We start from the raw sequence: 19,582 nt of genomic DNA, 5'->3' as shown, positions 1-19,582 counted from the left end.
AATCCTCGTAGCATAGGCCGGTAGTTTATCGATCATACGTACTTCTTTAAACAGATGATTAGTCAAATTATGAAAACGCTTTTAATGAGTCTTCTGGCGGGAATGAGTATAACTGCTCAGGCCCAATCGACGAAAGAAATCATGTATGTTGGTACGTATTCCGTTCGGGGAAGCGAAGGGATTTACGTCTTTGAATTTGATCGGAAAGCAGGGGCCATGCAACAGATACAGTCGGTCTCCAATGGAAAAAACCCGTCGTTCCTAGCGATTCACCCCTCCGGCAATTATTTATATTCGGTTAATGAAGGGCCGGACAAATTAGGCGGAGCTAGTGCCTATGCGATTGATAAAGCCACCGGAAAACTTCAGTTTCTGAACAGTCAGTCAACACTTGGTGGAGGCCCCTGCCATGTAAGCATTGATAAAACGGGAAGAACGGCTTTCGTTTCCAACTATGGGGGCGGTAGTCTGGCTGTTTTTCCGATCAGCAGTAATGGCCAGTTAAGCGCGGCTTCCGATAGCGTTCAGGATGCGGGTACAGGGCCTAACGCGCAACGGCAGGAAAAACCACACGTTCACTCAGCGACGCTTGCCCCCGACAACCGCTTTCTTTACGTAGCTGATCTGGGCACGGATAAACTTAACATTTTCGATATTGACGTAACGAACAGCAAAGTAAAACCGGCATCAACACCCTACGCCACTGTCAAACCGGGTTCAGGTCCTCGCCATTTTACGTTTCATCCTAATGGTAAATATGCCTATCTGGTCGAAGAACTGACCTCAACCGTAGCAGTTTTTTCCCGCAATGCACAAACGGGAGCGTTAACCTTGCTCGATGACAACGTAAAGACCCTTCCGGACGGTTTCTCGGGGCAGAATACCAGCGCCGACATTCATATCGATCCATCGGGCAAGTTCCTGTATCAATCAAATCGGGGCGCCAATACGTTAGCCATTTTCGCCATTGGTAATGATGGCAAACTGACAAAAATTGGCGACCAGCCTACAGAGGGAAAAACGCCCCGTAACTTCCTGATTGACCCGAAAGGAGATTTTGTTTTCGTAGCTCATCAGGATTCTGACAACATCACTATTTTCAAACGAGACCAAAAAACGGGTAAACTAACCTATACCGGCCAATCTGTAAAGGTGCCGGCTGCCGTTTGTGTTATCATGGCTAGGCGCTGATTCATTGTTACGTAATGGAAATTGTAACGGGCGGGCATTTCTATCATCACACTGCCCGTATCGTATATGTTGTCGTTGCTAATCTTATGCCTGTTGTCTGACGCAGAATATTCTTATTGTAGCCAAAGACCTTGTAACATTCGTTTGAGATCATTATTTTGGATGGGTACAGTTCAGTTGGTACATAGCTGATGCATGGATGCTTATCTGAGTCCAAGAACGATTTTTGATGTATTCTGCATCGTGCAAGGCGTCACGACGGCCACCTGGCTGCTTCTTCAACCAAAACAACCGGCTAATCGTTGGCTGGCTTTACTGCTGGCTGGGCTCACTTTTCAGGTCATTGACTATTTCCTGAGCCGGTCAGGTATTTACTATCGAAATCGATGGCTGTATTTTACGCCACTGTTCTTTTCCTGGGGGTTTGGCCCGTTACTCTACGGATACGTTCAGGCCCGCTTGGGCAAAACAAATAACCTATCCTGGCGGCACTTCATACCCGTTGCCGTTCAGCTCCTGTTTTACCTAATCCTTGTATTTCAGCCACTCACCACAAAAGCCTGGTTCTGGCTAACAGTCCATAAACCCTATACGCGCTATGTTGAGTACTACGCAGGCTGCCTGCTCATGCTGTATTACGTCCATCTTAGCAGAAAGATTATCCGGCAAGCTGATACTCCGGTTAGTTGGCTAAAGCACACTCTAAGAGGAGCGGGTCTGTTTTATGTAATAGCCATGATTGATCCGCTGGTCAATTCAATCTATCTATCACCTAAAGATCCCAAGTTTTTTTTAACGGCTCAGCTGCTGCCTTTTTTTGTTTACACAGCCGCCCTGGTCGGACGTAGCTATAAACGACGGGAAGATCCCGTCAGACAGCAACTGACTATACCAGTTAAGAGTGAGCATCAGGAGCAGATTCGTCAGGCAATACAGGACAACCGGCTCTATCAGGACTCTGAGCTTACTTTAGCGTCGTTGTCGGCGCAGGTTGGTCTTTCTCCCAACGTCATTTCCCGAACGATCAACGCAGGTTTTGGTCAGTCGTTTACCGATTACATCAATACGTACCGCGTTGAGGAAGTAAAACGGCGTTTAGAGTCAGGAGACGCTGAGCGCGTTACGTTTCTGGCTTTGGCGTTCGAGGCTGGCTTTTCATCGAAAACAACCTTTAATCGGGTGTTCAAAGAACAGACCGGCTACACGCCAAAAGAATATCAAAATATGGTCCCAAAGTATGATTCGGGACGACACTGATACGTAAAACGCAGAGTTTTGGGAGCAAACCAACCGACTATGCAAATCTATTGTCCCCTGCTTACGTTGCTCTTCGTTCTTTCTGGCTGGCTGCTCCAGTTCGCAGCTGCGCAACCGCCCAAAAATCTTTCGAGCCGGATTACTGCCGTCGAAAACGGACTTATTCCTTACGTGCCTGTGGCGGGTTTAGCCGGCTGGAATCTCGAAGAGCGGATGCGGTATCACAAAGTCCCGGGCCTGAGTCTGGCCGTCATCCACGACTATAAGATTGACTGGGTTAAATCGTACGGACTAGCCGATACCACTACACGCAAGCCAGTCACAAACGAAACCATCTTTTCGGCGGGCTCAATTTCAAAGTTATTGGCCGCTATGGCAGCGCTGAAGTTGGTAGAGCAGGGGAAATTAAGTCTTGACGCGCCGATTAATCAGTATCTGACTTCCTGGAAACTCGCGGAGAATGATTTCACCCGGAAAACACCGGTTACGTTGCGGATGCTGCTCAGCCATCGGGGTGGCACCAGTCAATCAGCCTATTTCGGATTCACGCCCGACAAAGTCCCCTTACCATCGGTTCCGGATATTCTGGCGGGAAAACCAGGTACAGACAGTCGGCCAGTCGTTGTCAACAGCGAACCAAACAAAGAATTCCGGTATTCGGGGGGCGGGTATCTGGTAGCGCAAATGGCCATGATGGACGTAACGGGCAGGGATTTTGCTACGTTAACCGATGAACTGATTTTCAAGCCGCTGGGGTTACGAAGCACTACGTTCGCTCAGCCGCTGCCTCCCCAATTAGCAGCCAAAGCGTCGTGGGCGTACTCATCAAACGGTTGGTTTAAAGGAATGCCGTACGTCTATCCGCAGCAGGCAGCGGCTGGTTTGCACACAACAGCCGCTGATCTGGCCAAAATCATCATTGACATCCAGAATAGTTACCGGGGCAAAGGCGTCATTTTGAGCCAGTCATCGGCTCAGGCAATGATGACGCCCCTGGCCGCGGTGAGTGATGGTTTTTACAAAGAACAGATCGGACTGGGTGCCTTTCTGCTTCAACAAAGTACCAAGACGGACGAGCGTAGTCGCTTCTTCAATCATACGGGCGTAAATGCTGGATTTATTGCCGAAGTCATGGGTAGCTTAACCGACGGAAACGGTCTGGTGGTAATGCTGAATAACAACAATGGCGCGAATGAATTAAAGAAAGAAATTAGCCGGGCCGTCGCTTCGGCATACAACTGGAAAGACTTTTTACCTAGGCCCCTGGTGACGTTTGTGCTGGCCGATTCATTGCTGAACGCTTACGTAGGTCGCTATCAGCGCGGCCCCGACGAGGTTGTGAGCATCCGGCGTAAAGGCAACTTACTCGTTGAGAAAATCAACAACGGGAACGATATTATCTGCGTGCCCATCGGCCGGGATACCATTGCCCTTACCGATTACACAGCGAAAGCCTATTTTAGTCGGGGAAAGTCAGGAAAGATCGATTCACTACGTCTCGAGTGGGATAAAACGCCTTGGCCGAGGATGCCCGATGGCGTTTTCCTGCCTAACGAGCTGATTCGTATGGGCCGGATTGACGAAGCCATAACGGGGTATCAGTTGATGAATCTCAACGTCTATCAACTGACGTACATGGCCTATGAGTTTGTTAACGGGAGACCGGCCAATCTACCGGCTGCCGAAGGCGTATTGAAACTAGCTAAACAGCGCTTTCCCAACGATGGTATTGTGTATTCCCGTTATGGTGATCTTTATCTGAAGCGTGGCAATAAAGCCAGTGCCATTGAAGCGTATCAAATGGCGCTCCAGCTGGACGCTACGGACCAGGATGCTAAAGACAAATTAGCGAATTTGCTAGCTCGCTAGAGACAACATTTTGAAACTGAAGCTCACATATAATGACTTAGGACAATTACTGTACCCATTTCGTTAAACGAGCGTTTTAAAAAATAGCTATACACGTTATTTCTGACTCCCTTTACCTTTAAATTCCGTAAAGATCGTGCCATCATAGTTTTTCTCAGCAGCCGCCTTTGCGAGGGGCACGTTTATAAATTATTTTACTGTCTCGTTCTACATAGTCGCCCGATACTATTGGATATGAATACTTGGGTGCGTGCGATACCCAATGGCTTCTTATGATTATTTTGTCGTTGACTTTCAAGCTATGCAATTGCTGAAATTCATTAGAATTTTCCGTCCCAAAACTGAGAATATAATCGTCACCATTAATCCTGACCATCACTCCGAAACCTAATCGTGAGCCTGGCGGCAGAGAAAGAGAGGTTACAACAGCCTCCATATTGGTAAAAGAATCTAGATGCTTCCTTATTTTAGCTTCACCGGCATACACTTTTTTACCCTCGGGCGACGCTTCCCATTTTTTGTACCTGATACCATCAGGGGTAGCCTCCCATCTTTTCAATGCAGCTTTCCTTTCAGCAGCAGAAAGTGGCTTTGAGGTTGACTTTTTAGAGGCTTCAATTTCACGATTAGCAAATACCAGTCCGCTTACCACTACCAGCGGTAAGATCAGCGCATAAATGATTTTTTTCATATTTTTTATTTTCAAGGATTTCACCAAAGCTAAAAGTTTCTATCCTGTCGTCTGTTAATGACCTGTAAAAGAATGTTAATGAGAGGTAAAAGCTGCCGCTTCGGCGGTTCGGTTTTAGCGACTGTTACGGATTTTGGCCTCTAAGTAGCTGGATATGCTGTACAATAATGTTGCCTATACAACTCTTTCAAAAAAACGCTCCTCATCATAAATCTTAACTGAAGTGTTTGACGTGAGAAAGTGTCATGCATTTTCAGTCTGGAAACTTTATCTTTAACATTAATTGGTGTAGTCAGCCGATTTCAGAGGAGTTCAACCGGCAATGGTAATGAAGTATGATCTGTCAAGGTTTTTTGCCCAGTATGGCCTTGCGGCCGTTTGTCAAAGACTATCAACTGCGTCAGTTCACGTTTACCGACAAGACACGCCCAGCTTATAAACCCTATGCCCCTCGGCCTGAACAAACCTTGGCTTTTTTTCCCAGAGGCAGTGAACGGGTCGAATATGTGACTTCCGGGCAAGTCATTAAGCGACCTTCTTCCGCTTTAATCGGTCAACAAGGTGAGCGGGTAAATCGTCATTTGGAAGGCCCTGAATTTTGTGCTCTACTGGTCAATTTCCAGCCTGGGGTGTTGCATCGTTTGGTAGGTATCCCCCTCCAGGAGTTGACCAATACCTTTGTGGATGCCGAAGCCATTTTCCCCGCTGAATTACAACGAGTCAATCAACGGCTAAATAGCGCACAGGAATATGTGGAGATGGTCTCTATGATCGATGCCTTTTTACAGCAGCTACTTAAGACCATTAAAATAGATACCCATCCGATTGACTTGGTTGCCAACCATTTAATCGAACACCCAGAGGACTCATCCATCCTGCAACTGGCCGCAACAAGTTGTTTTAGTGTCCGCCAGTTCGAGCGTCGCTTTAAAGAACGCATCGGCGTCAGCCCTAAGTTTTTTATCCGAGTAGCCCGACTAACCAAGGCCTTTCGAATGAAGTACAATCAGCCTGCTCTGGATTGGCTCAGTATTGCCCTCTACTGCGGGTACCATGATTACCAACATTTAGCCAAGGATTTTGGCGAGCTGGCGGGTATGAGTCCAAAGACCTATTGGCAGGAAGATATGGCCCAGGCGCCCGAGCGACAGCTGGGGGGACTGGACTCCTCCCTCACGGGTGAGAAAGTCGCGTTTTTACCACTAACCCTCGCCGATGGTACGTCAATTTTGAGGTAAAAAATGACGTACCATGAGAACTTTAATCTTCCTGCTGCTGCTGTCCATCCAGACTCGTTATCTGTTGGCGCAGAGTCAAATCTGTCAAAATGGCAAACTTGATGCCCGGGTAGCTCTTGCCCTAAAAACCACACTAAAGGAGTTGCCGGCTTCTCCAACGGCTTCGGTGGAGCAAATTCGGGATGTACAACTACCGGTACTGCCTTTTCCTCGTTCAGATGTACAGATCTTGACCATTACGGCCGATAATATTCCCATCCACGTTTACAATCCGACCCATTCGAAGGACTTACCCATTCTCATATATTATCATCCCGGTGGGTTTGTGACCCCCTTCCTCCCCTTCATGCAATACGATTGCTGGCGGCAGGCCAAAGCGTATAGGGCTCTGGTAATTGCTGTTGACTACCGGGTAGCGCCCGAACATAAATTCCCCGCGGCTGTCAACGATGCCTTCCATGCCTTCCAATGGGTAATTACCCACGCCCAGACCATCGGGGGCGACACGAGCCGAATTATGGTAATGGGCTTAAGTGCGGGTGGTAATCTGGCGGCTGTGGTTTGCCAAAAAGCCCAACAGGCGGGCCTCGGCCACAAGATTAAATTACAGGTCTTACATTGCCCGTCGACGGATCATCCTCAACATAGTGCCCGGTATCCCTCGTATCAGCAGTATGCTTCGGGCTATTTTTTAACCAAAGCGTTTTGCCTCTATTCGATTCAAACCTACGCTCCGGGAATAGACACCTACCATCCAGAAGTGGCTCCCATTCAGCGTCAATCATTGAGTGGATTACCCCCTGTTTTGATGTTGACGGCTGAATTTGATCCGTTTCGTGACGAAGGGTATGCCTATTATGAGCGGCTGCGACAAGCCGGAGTACCAGGGTGGTATCATTGTTTTTCGGGTCAGATTCACTGTCTATTAGGATTACCTGCAAATGCTAAACAACTCCAACAGGTAGACGAATTAATCGTGAAGGCGATGGGCTCGGTTTGGGGCCATAAACGATAGAGACGGGATTACGCCCAAAAAAAATAACACTCCGCCTTTCCTGCAAAACTCAACCTCGCAATTGTCTCAACAAGACGCTCGATTTCTGCGACGGCTTTCTCAAAGTTGGGTCGTGAATTATCCACCGAAAAGGCAAAACAACCGCAAGTGACGAATTTTGCCCTTTTTTAGATCTACTTACAAGGCTCTGATTGTCCGTCCATTGAATAAACTGTTCTGAGAGACGGTGCACTTATAACGGCGCTACGTGCCAGAAGCGGTTTTTTGGCGAAGACAGGGAAAATAAAAACAATCCGCTTAGTTTTACTCCCTGATAGCAGCCTAAATCAATTCACTTACTCCAAATTCACCTACTCAATGAAATACTGTATTGTCTTTTGCTTTATGTTAACCGTACTGGCCTTTACAGCTCCAACCAAAACAGTCAAACTGTTTAACGGCAAGGACCTCTCTGGCTGGAAAATCTACGGCACCGAAAAATGGTACGTTGAAAACGGCGAACTCATTTGCGAAAGTGGTCCTGATAAGAAGTACGGCTATCTGGCCACTGAAAAATTCTACAAAAATTTCGACCTATCGCTCGAATTCAAGCAGGAAGCCAATGGCAATAGTGGCGTCTTTTTTCGCTCCACCATTGAAGGCACGAAAATTAGCGGCTGGCAGGTAGAGGTAGCCCCCCTAACCACGATACGGGCGGTATCTATGAATCGTATGGCCGGAACTGGCTGGTACAGATTCCGGACGAAAAGGAAAATATCCTGAAACCCGGTGAATGGAACAAAATGCGTATTCGGGTTGAGGGCGATCACGTACAGACGTATCTGAACGGAGAATCGATGGTCGATTTCCACGACGAGAAAATTGGCAAGGGCGAAGGCTCGATTGCCCTGCAAATACACGACGGTGGCGGCATCAAAGTTCGCTGGCGGAAGCTGGAACTAAAACCATTATAGTTTGGCAAAACACCTCTGATTCGCAAGGCCGCAGCTTAAGCACTACAGTTATTACGTGCCTGGGCTTTGCGAATCAGAGATCCGTATCACAGATCAACGTACGACATCGTGTGTACATCGTCGGCTTTGGTATTGACAAACTTCTTTTCAGGTTTGTCGTAGTCCGTAATGTAGAGTCGATTGCCTTTAAGCAACACTTCGGCGGGCTGGTCAACGCGACCATCTTTTCCATCCGTATCGCCGTTCTGAACGACCGTACTAACCTTGCCATCCGGCATTACTTTCTGGATCGCGTTCATGCGGGAGTTACATAAATAAATTACGTCGGTCTTTCGGTCAACGATCAGGCCATCAACACACGCAATCGGCTCACTTACTGTAACCACTTCTTTCGAAGCGAGGCTCCCATCTGGCTTAAGCGACAATTTATAGAGCGTACCATCGCCAAAGGACCCTGTATAGAAATTTCCCTTGCTGTCGTAATCCAGCCCATCGGCGCCATTATCTACCCCTGTTTCGTTCACGTTTGTTGTGAACGTAGCCAAAATGTGCGGGTCCATCGTTTTAGGCTTTAGTGCCACTACCCCTTTATTCAGTTCATCGAGGGTAAAGTGAAAAACGGCACTCCCTTTGTCGTTATCAGGCATGTCCCACTGGCTATCCGTTACGTAAATGGTGTTCCCTTTCCAAACAACGGCGTTCGACAACCCAAAACCCGTTACGACCGGGTCAACGCCAACTGCTTTGCCGTTTTTTATCCGAACACGCATGAGCCGTGACTTATAATCTTTATCGTTTTCGTATTGGTTATCGGCATAGTACAAATTACCGTCGGGCCCAAAGGCCAGGTCCATCGGGCAAGCATGTTTGGTTTCAGGGTGTACGGGCAAACTGGTGAAGAACTGAACCGAATCGGTCGAGAATTTGACCAGCACCCCCGGATAACTGTTGTCAGCCAGATTTGAGACCGACAGATAAATAGCCCCATCGGGCGCTAATGCCATACCATCCGGCGTGTTGTATTTTCCGGATAAGGTGTAGAGTAGCTTCGGGCTGCCCACCGTAGAGACTTCTTCTTTGGCGCTATCCAGATTACCCGCGTCCACACCTTTGGCATTTTCTTTTTTCTGGCAGCTAATAGCCAGACCTAAGCCGAGTAAAACCGGCAACATATACTGTTTCATAGACATACGCTGAGCGAAATTGAGTACTTCGACGTAACAGGATGTACATTGAATTGTTGGTAAACGCCTAAAGCTCTTAGTCTATGAACGTAATTTCCCTTCTGCTCTCACTCATTCTGCTTACCCCTATTGCGATCAACGCCCAGTCAGTGTCGCTCACTCAACGCTGGCAATCGTTGTTTAACGGAAAAGATCTCAGCGGCTGGGAGACCTACCTCGACCGGCCTTATACGACCGGCAATTCTTCGGCAAAAGCCGCTCCATTGGGTTTGAACAACGATCCCAATCACGTTTTTTCCGTAACAACCGTAGATGGGCAGCCAGTCCTGCGTATTTCCGGCGAGACCTTTGGCGGCATCAACACACTTGCTGAATTTGAAAATTATCACCTTCGAATGGAGTTCAGATGGGGCACCTTGAAATGGCCACCTAAACTCGACCGCCCGCGCGACAGCGGATTGCTGTATCATAGCGTTGGTCCACACGGCACACCCATGCTCTGGATGGAATCGTTCGAGTTTCAGGTTCAGGAAGGCGATACCGGCGACTACTGGGGTGTAATGGACGTACTGGCCGATATTTCTGCCCAAAAAAATGATAAAGGCAATTACGTTTATCGACCCGGCGTTTCGCCCGTTACGTTTCAGGATAAAACGCCCGCTGGCCGCTGGTGCATCAAAAATCCCGACAGCGAAAAACCGTCGGGCCAATGGAACGTACTGGACCTTTACTGTTTCGGCGACACCTGTTTACACGTATTGAATGGTACAGTAAATCTGATGCTTACCCGTACCCGCCACCTGGTGGATGGGCAGGTGATGCCACTTACCAAAGGCAAAATTCAGATTCAATCCGAGGGCGCCGAGGTATTTTATCGAAACATTCAGATTCAGGCCATCAAGCAGTTACCGGCAACGTTACGTCGGCAGTAGAGCGTTTGGGCGAATTGTTCAGATTTCTTTCAGCAAACCTTCCAGATCCAACGGGTGCGTAAACATCTCGATAGAGCCATCGGGTTTAACCGGCCATTGTTCGCGAGGGCGATCCCAGTATAATTCTACGCCATTACGGTCAGGATCATTTAAGTAAATCGCTTCCGAGACGCCATGATCCGATGCACCCGTAATCGGATACTTTGCGTCAATAAGCCGCTTAAACGCTATCGCCAGATCCCGACGGGTGGGGTACAAAATAGCCGTATGAAACAGCCCCGCGGTACGTACCGGTGCTGGTGGTGCATCTTTACTGTACCACGTGTTTAGTCCAATGTGATGATGGTACCCGCCAGCCGAAATAAAAGCCGCTTCTTTACCGTACATGGTAACCAGCGTAAAGCCAAGTAAATCCTGGTAGAAGACCAGTGAACGGTCCAGGTCAGCCACTTTCAAATGAACATGACCAATTCGAGTTTGATCGGGAATTGTGTAGGGAGACTGAGTCATATTATTTAAATTTAAAAGCAATTTTTCGAAGTCCTCTTCATGAACAGGTCTACCCGAAACGAGAATCAACCGAAAATAAATCCTCTTTGCTCAATGCGCACTTCGTCTACCTATTTCCTGCTCTATAGCTTATTCTTCATAGTCGTTACGTTGCCATCGGTAGGGCAAACACAACCTGCGTCACCAACGCCCAAATTTGCCTTTGCCGAGCCGAGTCTTTCGCCCGATGGGGCCGAAATGGCGTTTATATCGGGTGGCGATATCTGGACCGTACCGACTGGCGGTGGTGAAGCCCGACTGCTGGTATCTCATCCCGATAACGAATCGAGACCACTTTATTCACCGGATGGCAGATACCTGGCCTTTGCGTCGTCGCGAACGGGCAATGGTGACATTTACCTGCTGACCTTGGAAACAGGCGCCATTAAACGACTCACGTTCGACGATGGCAACGAAGTGCTAAATGCCTGGTCGCGGGATAGTAAAATGGTGTATTTCCAGTCGACAAGCCGGGATATTTCAGGCATGAACGACATCCACCGCGTAGCGATTACAGGAGGCACACCCATGGCCGTTACGGCTGACCGCTACGCGAATGAGTTTTATGGAACGCCCTCCCCGGATGGTAAGCTACTGGCTTTCTCGGCGCGGGGTATTGCCTCATCTCAATGGTGGCGGAAAGGACGTAGCCACCTCGACGAAGCCGAAATCTGGCTTTATCATCTGGATGGAAAGAAGACCGAGACTGCTTACGAACAGGTCTCGGAAAGTGGAGCTAAAGAACTCTGGCCAATGTGGAGTCAGGACGGCAAAACGCTTTATTACGTATCCGATCGCAACCAGACGCAGAATCTGTACGCACATCCAATTGGGGGCAAACCAACCATGCTTACGTCATTTACCAACGGTCGGGTAATCTGGCCTTCGATTAGCTCCGACGGCCGAACAATTGTGTTTGAGCGTGATTTTGGCCTCTGGAAGTATGATATAGCCAGCCGTCAGGCTAGCCCTATTTCGATCCGGCTTCGAGGTGTAGCGGCCAGCCCTGCTGTCGATCATCTGAAACAAACCAGTCAGTTCCGCGAGTTAGCGTTGTCGCCGGATGGAAAAAAAGTGGCATTTACGGTACATGGCGAGGTGTTTGCCGCTTCGGCTAAAGATGGCGGTGATGCCACACGGATCAGTCACACAGCCGCTAATGAAATTCAGCCCGTCTGGACACCCAACAGCCGGGGCGTTGTATACGTATCAACGCGGGATGGAGCCGCTCATTTATACCGTTACGACATTGCTACCCGCGATGAAACCCGCCTGACAAACGACTCACAGGATGACAGCTCCCCCGTATTTTCGCCCGATGGCAAATCGCTGGCATTCATCCGAAACGGCCTGGAATTACGTGTACTGGATCTAGCGACGAAAAAAGAGCGTCTGCTTATCAAAGGGTATCTGGGGCGTCCGCCGTTTGCTTCTACCGGTTCTGTTGTATGGTCGCCCGATAGCAAATGGATTGCCTATGCGTCGTTTGGAGCCAAAACGTTTCGAAATATATCGGTTGTTCCGGCTGCCGGTGGTGAAAGCAAACCCATTAGTTTCCTGGCTAATACGTTTGGCGGAAACCTGAGCTGGAGCCCCGATGGAAAATATATTTTGTTCAGTACAACCCAACGTACCGAAACGGCTCAGATCGCCCGTATTGACCTGGTTCCTCGTCCACCAAAATTCCGGGAAGATCAGTTCCGCGACTTGTTCAACGAAGAGATTCCAAAAACTCTGAAACCGGTTACCGTAACGCCCTCATCGGCAAAAACGGCGGCACGCGACACAACAGCTAAAGCCGATACAGCAGACAAATCTGACCGGGGCGGGGCAACAAAAATTGTTTTTGAAAATATTCGTCAGCGGCTGAGTCTGTTGCCGGTTGGAGTCGATGTTGATGCACAGTCGATTAGTAAGGATGGCAAAACGCTGTTACTGGTTGCTACGGTGGCAGGCCAACAAAACTTATATACGTATTCGCTCGATGAACTCGGCCGTGAACAAAGCGTAGCGCGTCAGTTAACATCAACGCCCGGCAGCAAAAGTTCGGCTCAGTTTGCCCCCGACGGTAAAGAGATTTTCTACATTGAACAGGGCCGGATTCAATCTATTACGCTGGATAGACGGGAACCTAAGCCGCTAAGCGTAACGGCAGAAATGGATGTTGATTTCAACGATGAAAAAGTGCAGGTGTTCCGGCAAGCCTGGGACGTACAGAACAAAGGGTTCTATGATTCTACCTTCCACGGTGCCAACTGGAAATCCATCCGCACGGACTATGAACCGCTGGCGGCTGGTGCCCGTACGCCCGATGAACTACGTCGATTAATTAGCCTGATGCTGGGTGAGTTGAATGCCTCTCACTCGGGGATTTCGGCACCGGCAACCTCCGTTCAGACCACAACCGGCCGCCTTGGTCTTCGTTTCGACCGGACAGAATATGAAAGTACGGGCAAGCTGCGAATTACGGAAGTTATTGCCCTCGGCCCAGCCGCCATAGCCGGTACGATCAAGTTAGGCGATTATCTGCTGGCCGTAGACGACACCAAAATCAATGCAACGACAAACCTCGACCAATTACTTGAAAATCAGATTAATCGTCGGGTTTCGCTCCTGATTGCGTCCTCGCCAACAGCTCCACCGCGCGAAGTAGTCATACGGCCAGTTAACCTGGTAACGGAAAAGGGATTACTGTATAAACAGTGGGTTCAGCAGCAGCGCGATTACGTAAACAAAATCAGTGACGGTCGACTCGGTTACGTTCACCTGTACGACATGTCGGCCGAATCGCTTGCCCAGTTAAACCTTGATCTGGATGCCGACAATCACTCCCGCGAAGGTGTAGTCGTCGACGTCCGAAACAATAACGGCGGCTTTGTGAATGCTTATGCCCTGGACGTTTTCACCCGGAAAGGCTATATGACCATGACGCCACGCGGCCTGCCCTCGGCACCGGCACGTACCCAGCTGGGGCAGCGGGCGCTGGAAAGTCCGACCATTCTGGTTACTAATCAGCATTCCCTTTCCGACGCTGAAGACTTTACCGAAGGCTACCGATCGCTCAAATTGGGTAAAGTGGTTGGCGAACCAACGGCAGGCTGGATCATTTACACATCAGCGGCCCAACTCATCGACGGATCGAACGTTCGGTTGCCGTTCATCAAGATTACCGACAACGCCGGCAAGAATATGGAGCTGGCACCTCGTCCGGTCGACATTGCGGTGACCCGGCCCATTGGCGAAAGTTACAGTGGTAAAAGTATTCAGTTGGATAAAGCTGTAACCGAACTACTTAAAGAGTTGAACGAAACAAAGGCATCGAAACTGAGCAGTGGCAAATAAGGTAAGCCTGTTGACAATCAGCGGAGTGTAATCTAGCCGTTACATTCCGCTGGTTGTTTACTGGTCTTTGCCAGTTAGTAAGTGGGACTCTTCAGCAGGGAACATAGTACGTAGCTTTCGAGCCAAAACACACTATCCATGTTCCGCATTTTAATTATCTGGCTGATAACCTGCATGACTATGTCCCCTTCTGACGCTCAATCCACATCCACTCAATCCGTAGCTGGCGAATATTACCTAACCGGCATTCGCGAAATTGGTTCAGGTATTAAACTCAATCCCGATGCTACGTTCGAGTTTTTCTTTGCTTATGGTGCGCTCGACCGGGCGGGTCAGGGCACCTGGAAACAGCAAGGCAATCAGATTATTTTGAACAGTCGTCCGCGTCCGGAAAAAGATTTCGCCCTGATTACGAGCCGGACGGTGCCCGAAAAAGGGTTAACCGTTCGGCTTGTTGACCCGAACAAACAGTTGTTAAGCTACGTAGCGTTTGCCATCAAAAACGGCACCGACGTTCAGCGTGAGATGGCGGACAGTGACGGAAAAGCGACTTTTTCTAAATCAACGGCTGAAGCCATTTCGCTACGTTTCGAGCTTTGCCCCGACCGGTATTCTGTATTTACCGTTGCCAATAAAGCGCATAACTATTTCGAATTTCGGTTTGAGCCCTGGATTGCCGAAGTCTTTTTCGACAACGTAGCCTATAAGCTTACCGACAACGATTTAGAAGGCCCACACCCACTGCTAGAAACTGGCAAAACATACTCGTTTGAACGTAATCAATAGAAACGATACGTTTCACAGCACATAGCCACGTAATGTTGACCGCTTATGGCTCCATCCGGTTTAAAACAAACAGGCCGCTTAGATTGTCTAAGCGGCCTGTTTAGCAAAAAGTATGACCTAGCGACGGCCTCCGCCAAGGTCTACACCAACCTTGATACCCAGATACGCATTTTCGCTGGTAACCTCCAGTGAGGATGAGTTATTCTTGCTTGTCGGTACAGCGTTGTATTCAACGGCAGCGACGAAGTGACCTGCTTTAATACCACCCCGAATCATACCGCCAAATTTGTTATCGCTCACCAGTTGAATGTTCTGGTTTGGTTGTCCATTGCTGCTGATCACAACCGTACCCCCCGCGCCAATCGTGTACAAACCGGCCCCTACACCCAGAAAAGGACGAACACCACCGGTTCCAAATAAATAAGTGCCGGTTAACAGGTAAGACGTAAAGGCTCCTACATCACCCGTATAGGTGGTACCGTTTTGTTTGATACCCCGCGCTACTGAAGCCAGTTCCAGACGAAGGCCCAGATCGAAATTGTCGGAGAGCCCATACTTAGGCTCGACGGTTGCCAGAAAGCCTCCTGATACGCCCGAATTGAGTGGCTTGGCGAAACCAACAGACAGATTCACTTTAAACGGTTTGTACTCCTGAGCCGTGGCCGAAATGGCAACCAGCATTAATACACCTGCAAGGTATTTTTTCATAGCTATAGTGTTGAGTGGTGAATTTTTGTAAAGACTGGCAGTATAACTGAACTCGGAATAATCTTGTTTTCGCCGTGGGTTAATTTATTTGTATGCATATATGGGTTTGCATACATACAAGATTCAGACTGATGGGTTTAGCCTGTTATTGGTTCGCATTATCCGCGAAGAAAAAGCCTGATCAGTTTTATACAGACAGAGGCCGCAACCCGGAAACGAAGGTTCCAGATTGCGGCCTCTATATGTACTCGAATACAATGCTACGCTACTTGACGCGGTTGAATACGAATAGATCCGAAAAACCCCATTTCCCGTCTTTCTGCTGGCCACGCTGAATCGCCAGCTGATCGGCGGAACGTTTTTCATAGATGATTCGAATTGAGCCGTCTTCTTTTTCAAATAAAGCCCGGTTATTTCCGGCTTCGATAAACTTGTAGCGATCTGATTTATCTTTCTCTTCCTGACCGATCAAACCCGGCTTGAAATGTTTCACCAACACAATCGGTCCCTGTTCAGTCTGTTCAAAAATCAGCATTTCATACATCGTTACCTTGTTGTCTTTCATCATCCGCATAAAGCCGGTCAGGTTGTCGCCAGCGGGAGCAATCCAGGCGGCTTCAATCGGACCGCCATTGAACGTACCGAGCCAGTGGCCTTCCATAAAACTAACATCAGCGAGTGAACCGGTTTTAGATCCGCTTTGGGCATACGTAGCATTAATTGAAAGAAAGCAGATGAAGGAAAGCAAAAACAGGTGTTTGATTTTCATCAGGATATAGAATTATGTTTGAACTAGAGTAAGATTAAAAAACCTAATATTTACTACAGGAAAGGGTAAGAAAAGAACAGATTTCGCGGCCACTTATTTTCACAACTTTCCTAACTTCTTCCGTGTTTATTGAGTGATTATCAAGAAATATACTCCCACCCAACATGGATTTCATCGACTATTACAGCATTCTGGGTGTACCAAAAACGGCTTCAGACGAAGAGATCAAGAAGGCCTATCGTAAACTGGCCCGCAAGCACCATCCGGACCTCAACCCGAATGATGCGGAAGCGAATAAGAAATTCCAGCAGATCAACGAAGCCAATGAAGTACTGAGCGACCCGGAGAAACGGAAGAAATACGATCAGTATGGCAAAGACTGGCAACACGCCGAACAGTTTGAGGAGGCTCAGCGTAACAATGCCCGTCAGCAGCAGCAGTACCGTCAGCAGTATGCCCAGGGCGACACGGGCGATTACGATTTTTCGGGGGGCTTCGGCGGGGCTGACTTCTCAGATTTCTTTTCGTCGCTATTCGGGCAGGAAGCCGGTGCGGGCAGCCGACGCCAGGCTCAGTTTAGAGGGCAGGATTATCAGGCCGAACTGCACCTTAACCTGCGCGACGCCTACACTACGCACAAACAGACCCTCACCGTTAACGGAAAAAACATCCGAATTACCGTACCGGCGGGCATCGAGAATGGGCAAAAAATCAAACTGGCGGGGTATGGTGCACCGGGCGTAAACAATGGGCCTAACGGTGATTTGTACATTACGTTCGTTATTGCTGAGGATAACCGATTCAAACGAAAAGGCAATGACCTGTACGTTGATGAGGAAATAGATCTATACACGGCTGTACTCGGCGGAGAGCACGTAGTGGAAACGATGGACGGCAAAGTAAAACTGACCGTAAAACCCGAAACCCAGACTGGAACGAAGGTGCGACTGAAAGGGAAGGGCTTCCCCGTTTATAAGCAGGATGGTACCTTTGGCGATCTGTACATTACGTGGCAGGTAAAGTTACCGACGAACCTGACCGACCAGCAAAAAGAGCTTTTCCGGCAATTAGCCAGTCTGTAATCACAACCCTTTTTTCTTATGCAACCTAGTCACCTGATCTCCATCCGTGAATTTTGCATACACCACCAGGTCGAAATCACGTTTGTTGAAACATTAGCGAGCAATGGCCTGATTGAAACGACAACCATCGAGCGGGCCATTTATATTGAACCCGATCAATTGATACGTCTGGAAAAGTTCGTCCGGCTCAATCAGGATTTATCCATCCATACCGACGATCTGGATATCGTGAGCGATTTGCTGGACCGGGTAGAAAACCTACAGCAGCAGGTTACCCAGTTACGGAATCGGCTGGTTTTTTATGAACCTTTATAAGTAAGCTCAACCCATTCATGCAAAAATACCTGCCTCTTCTCGCTCTACTCGTTTTGCTGTATGGCTGCGGCCAACGCTCTACAAAAACTGAATCAACCGCTGCTGGCGACTCCACACAGAACGCCGTATTAACAACAGTGACTCAACCGGATACGATCTGTTTCAGTCAGATCGTAAACCGTGACTCAACATCCTTACAGCTAGTCATTCAGGATTCAACAATTACGGGCGAGTTAAACGTACTTCCATTTGAGAAAGACAAAGCCCAAGGGGCTATACAAGGCGTGCTGAAAAATAATCAGATCGTAGCCAACTGGCAACGCTCGGGCGAAGGCATTACGCAATCTTATGAAGTTGTTTTTACGTTAAAAGGTGATTCGGTAACCTGGCGTGAAGGAGAACGTATCGAAAAGCAGGGCAAATGGGTTTTGAAGAATCCGGATCAGGGCTATGAATACGTACTAATGAAGACCGAATGCCCATGAAATCGCTTTTTTGAAGCTGGTTTTGGGTAAATCCTTTAATTTGTCGCCAAAATTTACTTCATCTACTCAACTAGTAAATGCGTTTCCACTGCCGGTATCAGTTCGTACTCTCAGCGTTCTTTCTGCTTATTTCCTGCCTTGCCATGGCGCAAACGCTCAAACGTCCCCGCGAGTATGGCATCCGTTTCGGGGTGCTGCCAGTTGGTCCGCTCAACGCCATCACCGACGTACCGGGAGTGCGGGTAGGTCATATAACCCTCAATCAGGGGCAGGTTATTCGCACGGGCGTTACAGCCATTTTACCGCATCAGGGAAACCAGTTTCAGCAGAAAAACCCGGCAGCGATTTATATTGGCAATGGCTTCGGCAAACTAGCTGGCTATAGTCAGGTTGAGGAACTGGGTATGATTGAAACACCTATTATCCTGACCAATACGCTGAATGTTCCTACCGCTGCCGACGCGTTAATCGATTACACATTCGCGCAGGCTGGCAATGAGCAGGTTCGTTCGGTGAATCCGGTGGTTGGCGAAACAAACGACGGTACGCTAAATGATATTCGGGGGCGGTACGTCACAAAGCAGCACGTGCTCGATGCGCTTCAGCAGGCGAAAACTGGTCCTGTTGACGAAGGAAACGTTGGAGCAGGCACCGGAACTATCTGTTTTGGCTTCAAAGGCGGCATCGGTACGTCGTCCCGGAAATTACCAGCCTCGCTTAACGGCTACACGGTCGGGGTTCTCGTCCAGACAAATTTTGGTGGTACGCTGCAAATTGCCGGCATTCCCGTCGGGGTGGAATTAGGCCAGTATGAATTTAAAGATAAGTTGGACGGCTCGTGCATGATGGTTGTATTGACCGACGCACCGCTGGACGCCCGCAATCTGAAACGGCTAGCCAAACGAGCCTTTATGGGGCTCGCTCGCACCGGAGGCATTGCGTCGAATGGTAGTGGTGACTACGTTATTGCCGTTTCTACAGCTTATCAAATCCCCCACGAAACCAGCAGCAACTTCGATCAGGTAAAACTCTTACGTAACGACAACGTATCGCCCCTATTTATGGCCGCTATTGAAGCCACTGAAGAAGCTATCATCAATTCGATGTTTGCCGCACAAACGACTACTGGGTATCAGGGGTCTAAAGTGGAAAAGTTGCCCGTAGAAAAGGTTGTTGAGCTATTAAAGAAAGCGGGCCAGCTTCATTAATACGTATC

Annotated in this window: 17 protein-coding genes and 1 pseudogene; 13 read left to right on the top strand and 5 right to left on the bottom strand. The window is 48.6% G+C overall.

Translation table 11 applies throughout. From position 1 onward, the window contains the following. Nucleotides 1-69 precede the first annotated feature (69 nt). From LN737_RS05700 to LN737_RS05690, 3 genes are all read left to right on the top strand, one after another. A complete protein-coding gene (locus tag LN737_RS05700; protein WP_405516980.1) occupies nt 70-1,191 on the top strand; it encodes a lactonase family protein in 1,122 nt (373 codons plus the stop codon). Nucleotides 1,192-1,434: 243 nt separating this feature from the next. Beyond that, on the top strand, nt 1,435-2,448 hold the full coding sequence (locus LN737_RS05695; protein ID WP_405516979.1) for an AraC family transcriptional regulator: 1,014 nt from the start codon (nt 1,435-1,437) through the stop codon (nt 2,446-2,448). Nucleotides 2,449-2,487: 39 nt separating this feature from the next. Then, nucleotides 2,488-4,317, top strand: coding sequence for a serine hydrolase (locus LN737_RS05690; RefSeq protein ID WP_405516977.1), 1,830 nt, complete (start codon nt 2,488-2,490; stop codon nt 4,315-4,317). 154 nt (nt 4,318-4,471) lie between these two features. Here LN737_RS05690 and LN737_RS05685 read toward each other — a convergent pair whose 3' ends face one another. Continuing rightward, nucleotides 4,472-5,008, bottom strand: coding sequence for a hypothetical protein (locus LN737_RS05685; RefSeq protein ID WP_405516975.1), 537 nt, complete (start codon nt 5,006-5,008; stop codon nt 4,472-4,474). Nucleotides 5,009-5,343: 335 nt separating this feature from the next. Between LN737_RS05685 and LN737_RS05680 the strand changes: the two genes are divergently transcribed. The 3 genes and pseudogenes from LN737_RS05680 (at nt 5,344) to LN737_RS05670 (ending at nt 8,214) form a co-directional block, all read left to right on the top strand. After that, nucleotides 5,344-6,246, top strand: coding sequence for an AraC family transcriptional regulator (locus tag LN737_RS05680; RefSeq protein WP_405516974.1), 903 nt, complete (start codon nt 5,344-5,346; stop codon nt 6,244-6,246). A 13-nt stretch (nt 6,247-6,259) separates the two neighbouring features. Further along, nucleotides 6,260-7,261, top strand: coding sequence for an alpha/beta hydrolase (locus LN737_RS05675; RefSeq protein WP_405516972.1), 1,002 nt, complete (start codon nt 6,260-6,262; stop codon nt 7,259-7,261). 357 nt (nt 7,262-7,618) lie between these two features. Further along, nucleotides 7,619-8,214 (top strand): annotated as a pseudogene (locus tag LN737_RS05670) (DUF1080 domain-containing protein). Nucleotides 8,215-8,300: 86 nt separating this feature from the next. Here the strand turns inward: LN737_RS05670 and LN737_RS05665 are convergent. Beyond that, nucleotides 8,301-9,398 (bottom strand): hypothetical protein, encoded by a 1,098-nt coding sequence (locus LN737_RS05665; protein ID WP_405520321.1) that lies wholly within the window; start codon nt 9,396-9,398, stop codon nt 8,301-8,303. An 83-nt stretch (nt 9,399-9,481) separates the two neighbouring features. Between LN737_RS05665 and LN737_RS05660 the strand changes: the two genes are divergently transcribed. Then, a complete protein-coding gene (locus LN737_RS05660) occupies nt 9,482-10,330 on the top strand; it encodes a DUF1080 domain-containing protein (protein ID WP_405516970.1) in 849 nt (282 codons plus the stop codon). Between the two features lie 18 nt (nt 10,331-10,348). Here LN737_RS05660 and LN737_RS05655 read toward each other — a convergent pair whose 3' ends face one another. Next, the gene (locus LN737_RS05655) at nt 10,349-10,840 is read right to left on the bottom strand and encodes a VOC family protein (protein ID WP_405516968.1); all 492 of its coding nucleotides are present in this window, start codon (nt 10,838-10,840) and stop codon (nt 10,349-10,351) included. A gap of 93 nt (nt 10,841-10,933) precedes the next feature. Between LN737_RS05655 and LN737_RS05650 the strand changes: the two genes are divergently transcribed. Both LN737_RS05650 and LN737_RS05645 read left to right on the top strand, forming a co-directional pair. After that, complete coding sequence (locus LN737_RS05650; RefSeq protein ID WP_405516966.1) at nt 10,934-14,221, top strand: S41 family peptidase; 3,288 nt, start codon at nt 10,934-10,936, stop codon at nt 14,219-14,221. A gap of 138 nt (nt 14,222-14,359) precedes the next feature. Next, nucleotides 14,360-15,007, top strand: a complete 648-nt coding sequence (locus tag LN737_RS05645; protein WP_405516964.1) for a hypothetical protein — start codon at nt 14,360-14,362, stop codon at nt 15,005-15,007. 117 nt (nt 15,008-15,124) lie between these two features. Here the strand turns inward: LN737_RS05645 and LN737_RS05640 are convergent, their stop codons facing one another. Continuing rightward, nucleotides 15,125-15,715 carry a hypothetical protein gene (locus tag LN737_RS05640; protein ID WP_405516963.1) on the bottom strand — a complete coding sequence of 197 codons (591 nt, stop codon included), beginning with the start codon at nt 15,713-15,715 and terminating at the stop codon, nt 15,125-15,127. 265 nt (nt 15,716-15,980) lie between these two features. After that, nucleotides 15,981-16,484: a DUF6265 family protein gene (locus LN737_RS05635; RefSeq protein WP_405516961.1), complete on the bottom strand. Its 504-nt coding sequence runs from the start codon at nt 16,482-16,484 to the stop codon at nt 15,981-15,983. Nucleotides 16,485-16,648: 164 nt separating this feature from the next. Between LN737_RS05635 and LN737_RS05630 the strand changes: the two genes are divergently transcribed. From LN737_RS05630 to LN737_RS05615, 4 genes are all read left to right on the top strand, one after another. Beyond that, a complete protein-coding gene (locus LN737_RS05630) occupies nt 16,649-17,566 on the top strand; it encodes a DnaJ C-terminal domain-containing protein (protein WP_405516959.1) in 918 nt (305 codons plus the stop codon). Between the two features lie 18 nt (nt 17,567-17,584). After that, complete coding sequence (locus LN737_RS05625) at nt 17,585-17,881, top strand: chaperone modulator CbpM (RefSeq protein ID WP_405516957.1); 297 nt, start codon at nt 17,585-17,587, stop codon at nt 17,879-17,881. A gap of 17 nt (nt 17,882-17,898) precedes the next feature. Next, a complete protein-coding gene (locus LN737_RS05620) occupies nt 17,899-18,366 on the top strand; it encodes a hypothetical protein (protein WP_405516955.1) in 468 nt (155 codons plus the stop codon). A 143-nt stretch (nt 18,367-18,509) separates the two neighbouring features. Beyond that, a complete protein-coding gene (locus LN737_RS05615; protein WP_405520320.1) occupies nt 18,510-19,574 on the top strand; it encodes a P1 family peptidase in 1,065 nt (354 codons plus the stop codon). Nucleotides 19,575-19,582 lie beyond the last annotated feature (8 nt).

Origin of the sequence: Spirosoma sp. KNUC1025 (assembly GCF_045160025.1) — a bacterium.
Lineage (GTDB): Bacteria > Bacteroidota > Bacteroidia > Cytophagales > Spirosomataceae > Spirosoma.
The sequence above is the reverse complement of the archived record's forward strand: the minus strand, read 5'-3'. Positions and strand labels throughout refer to the sequence as shown.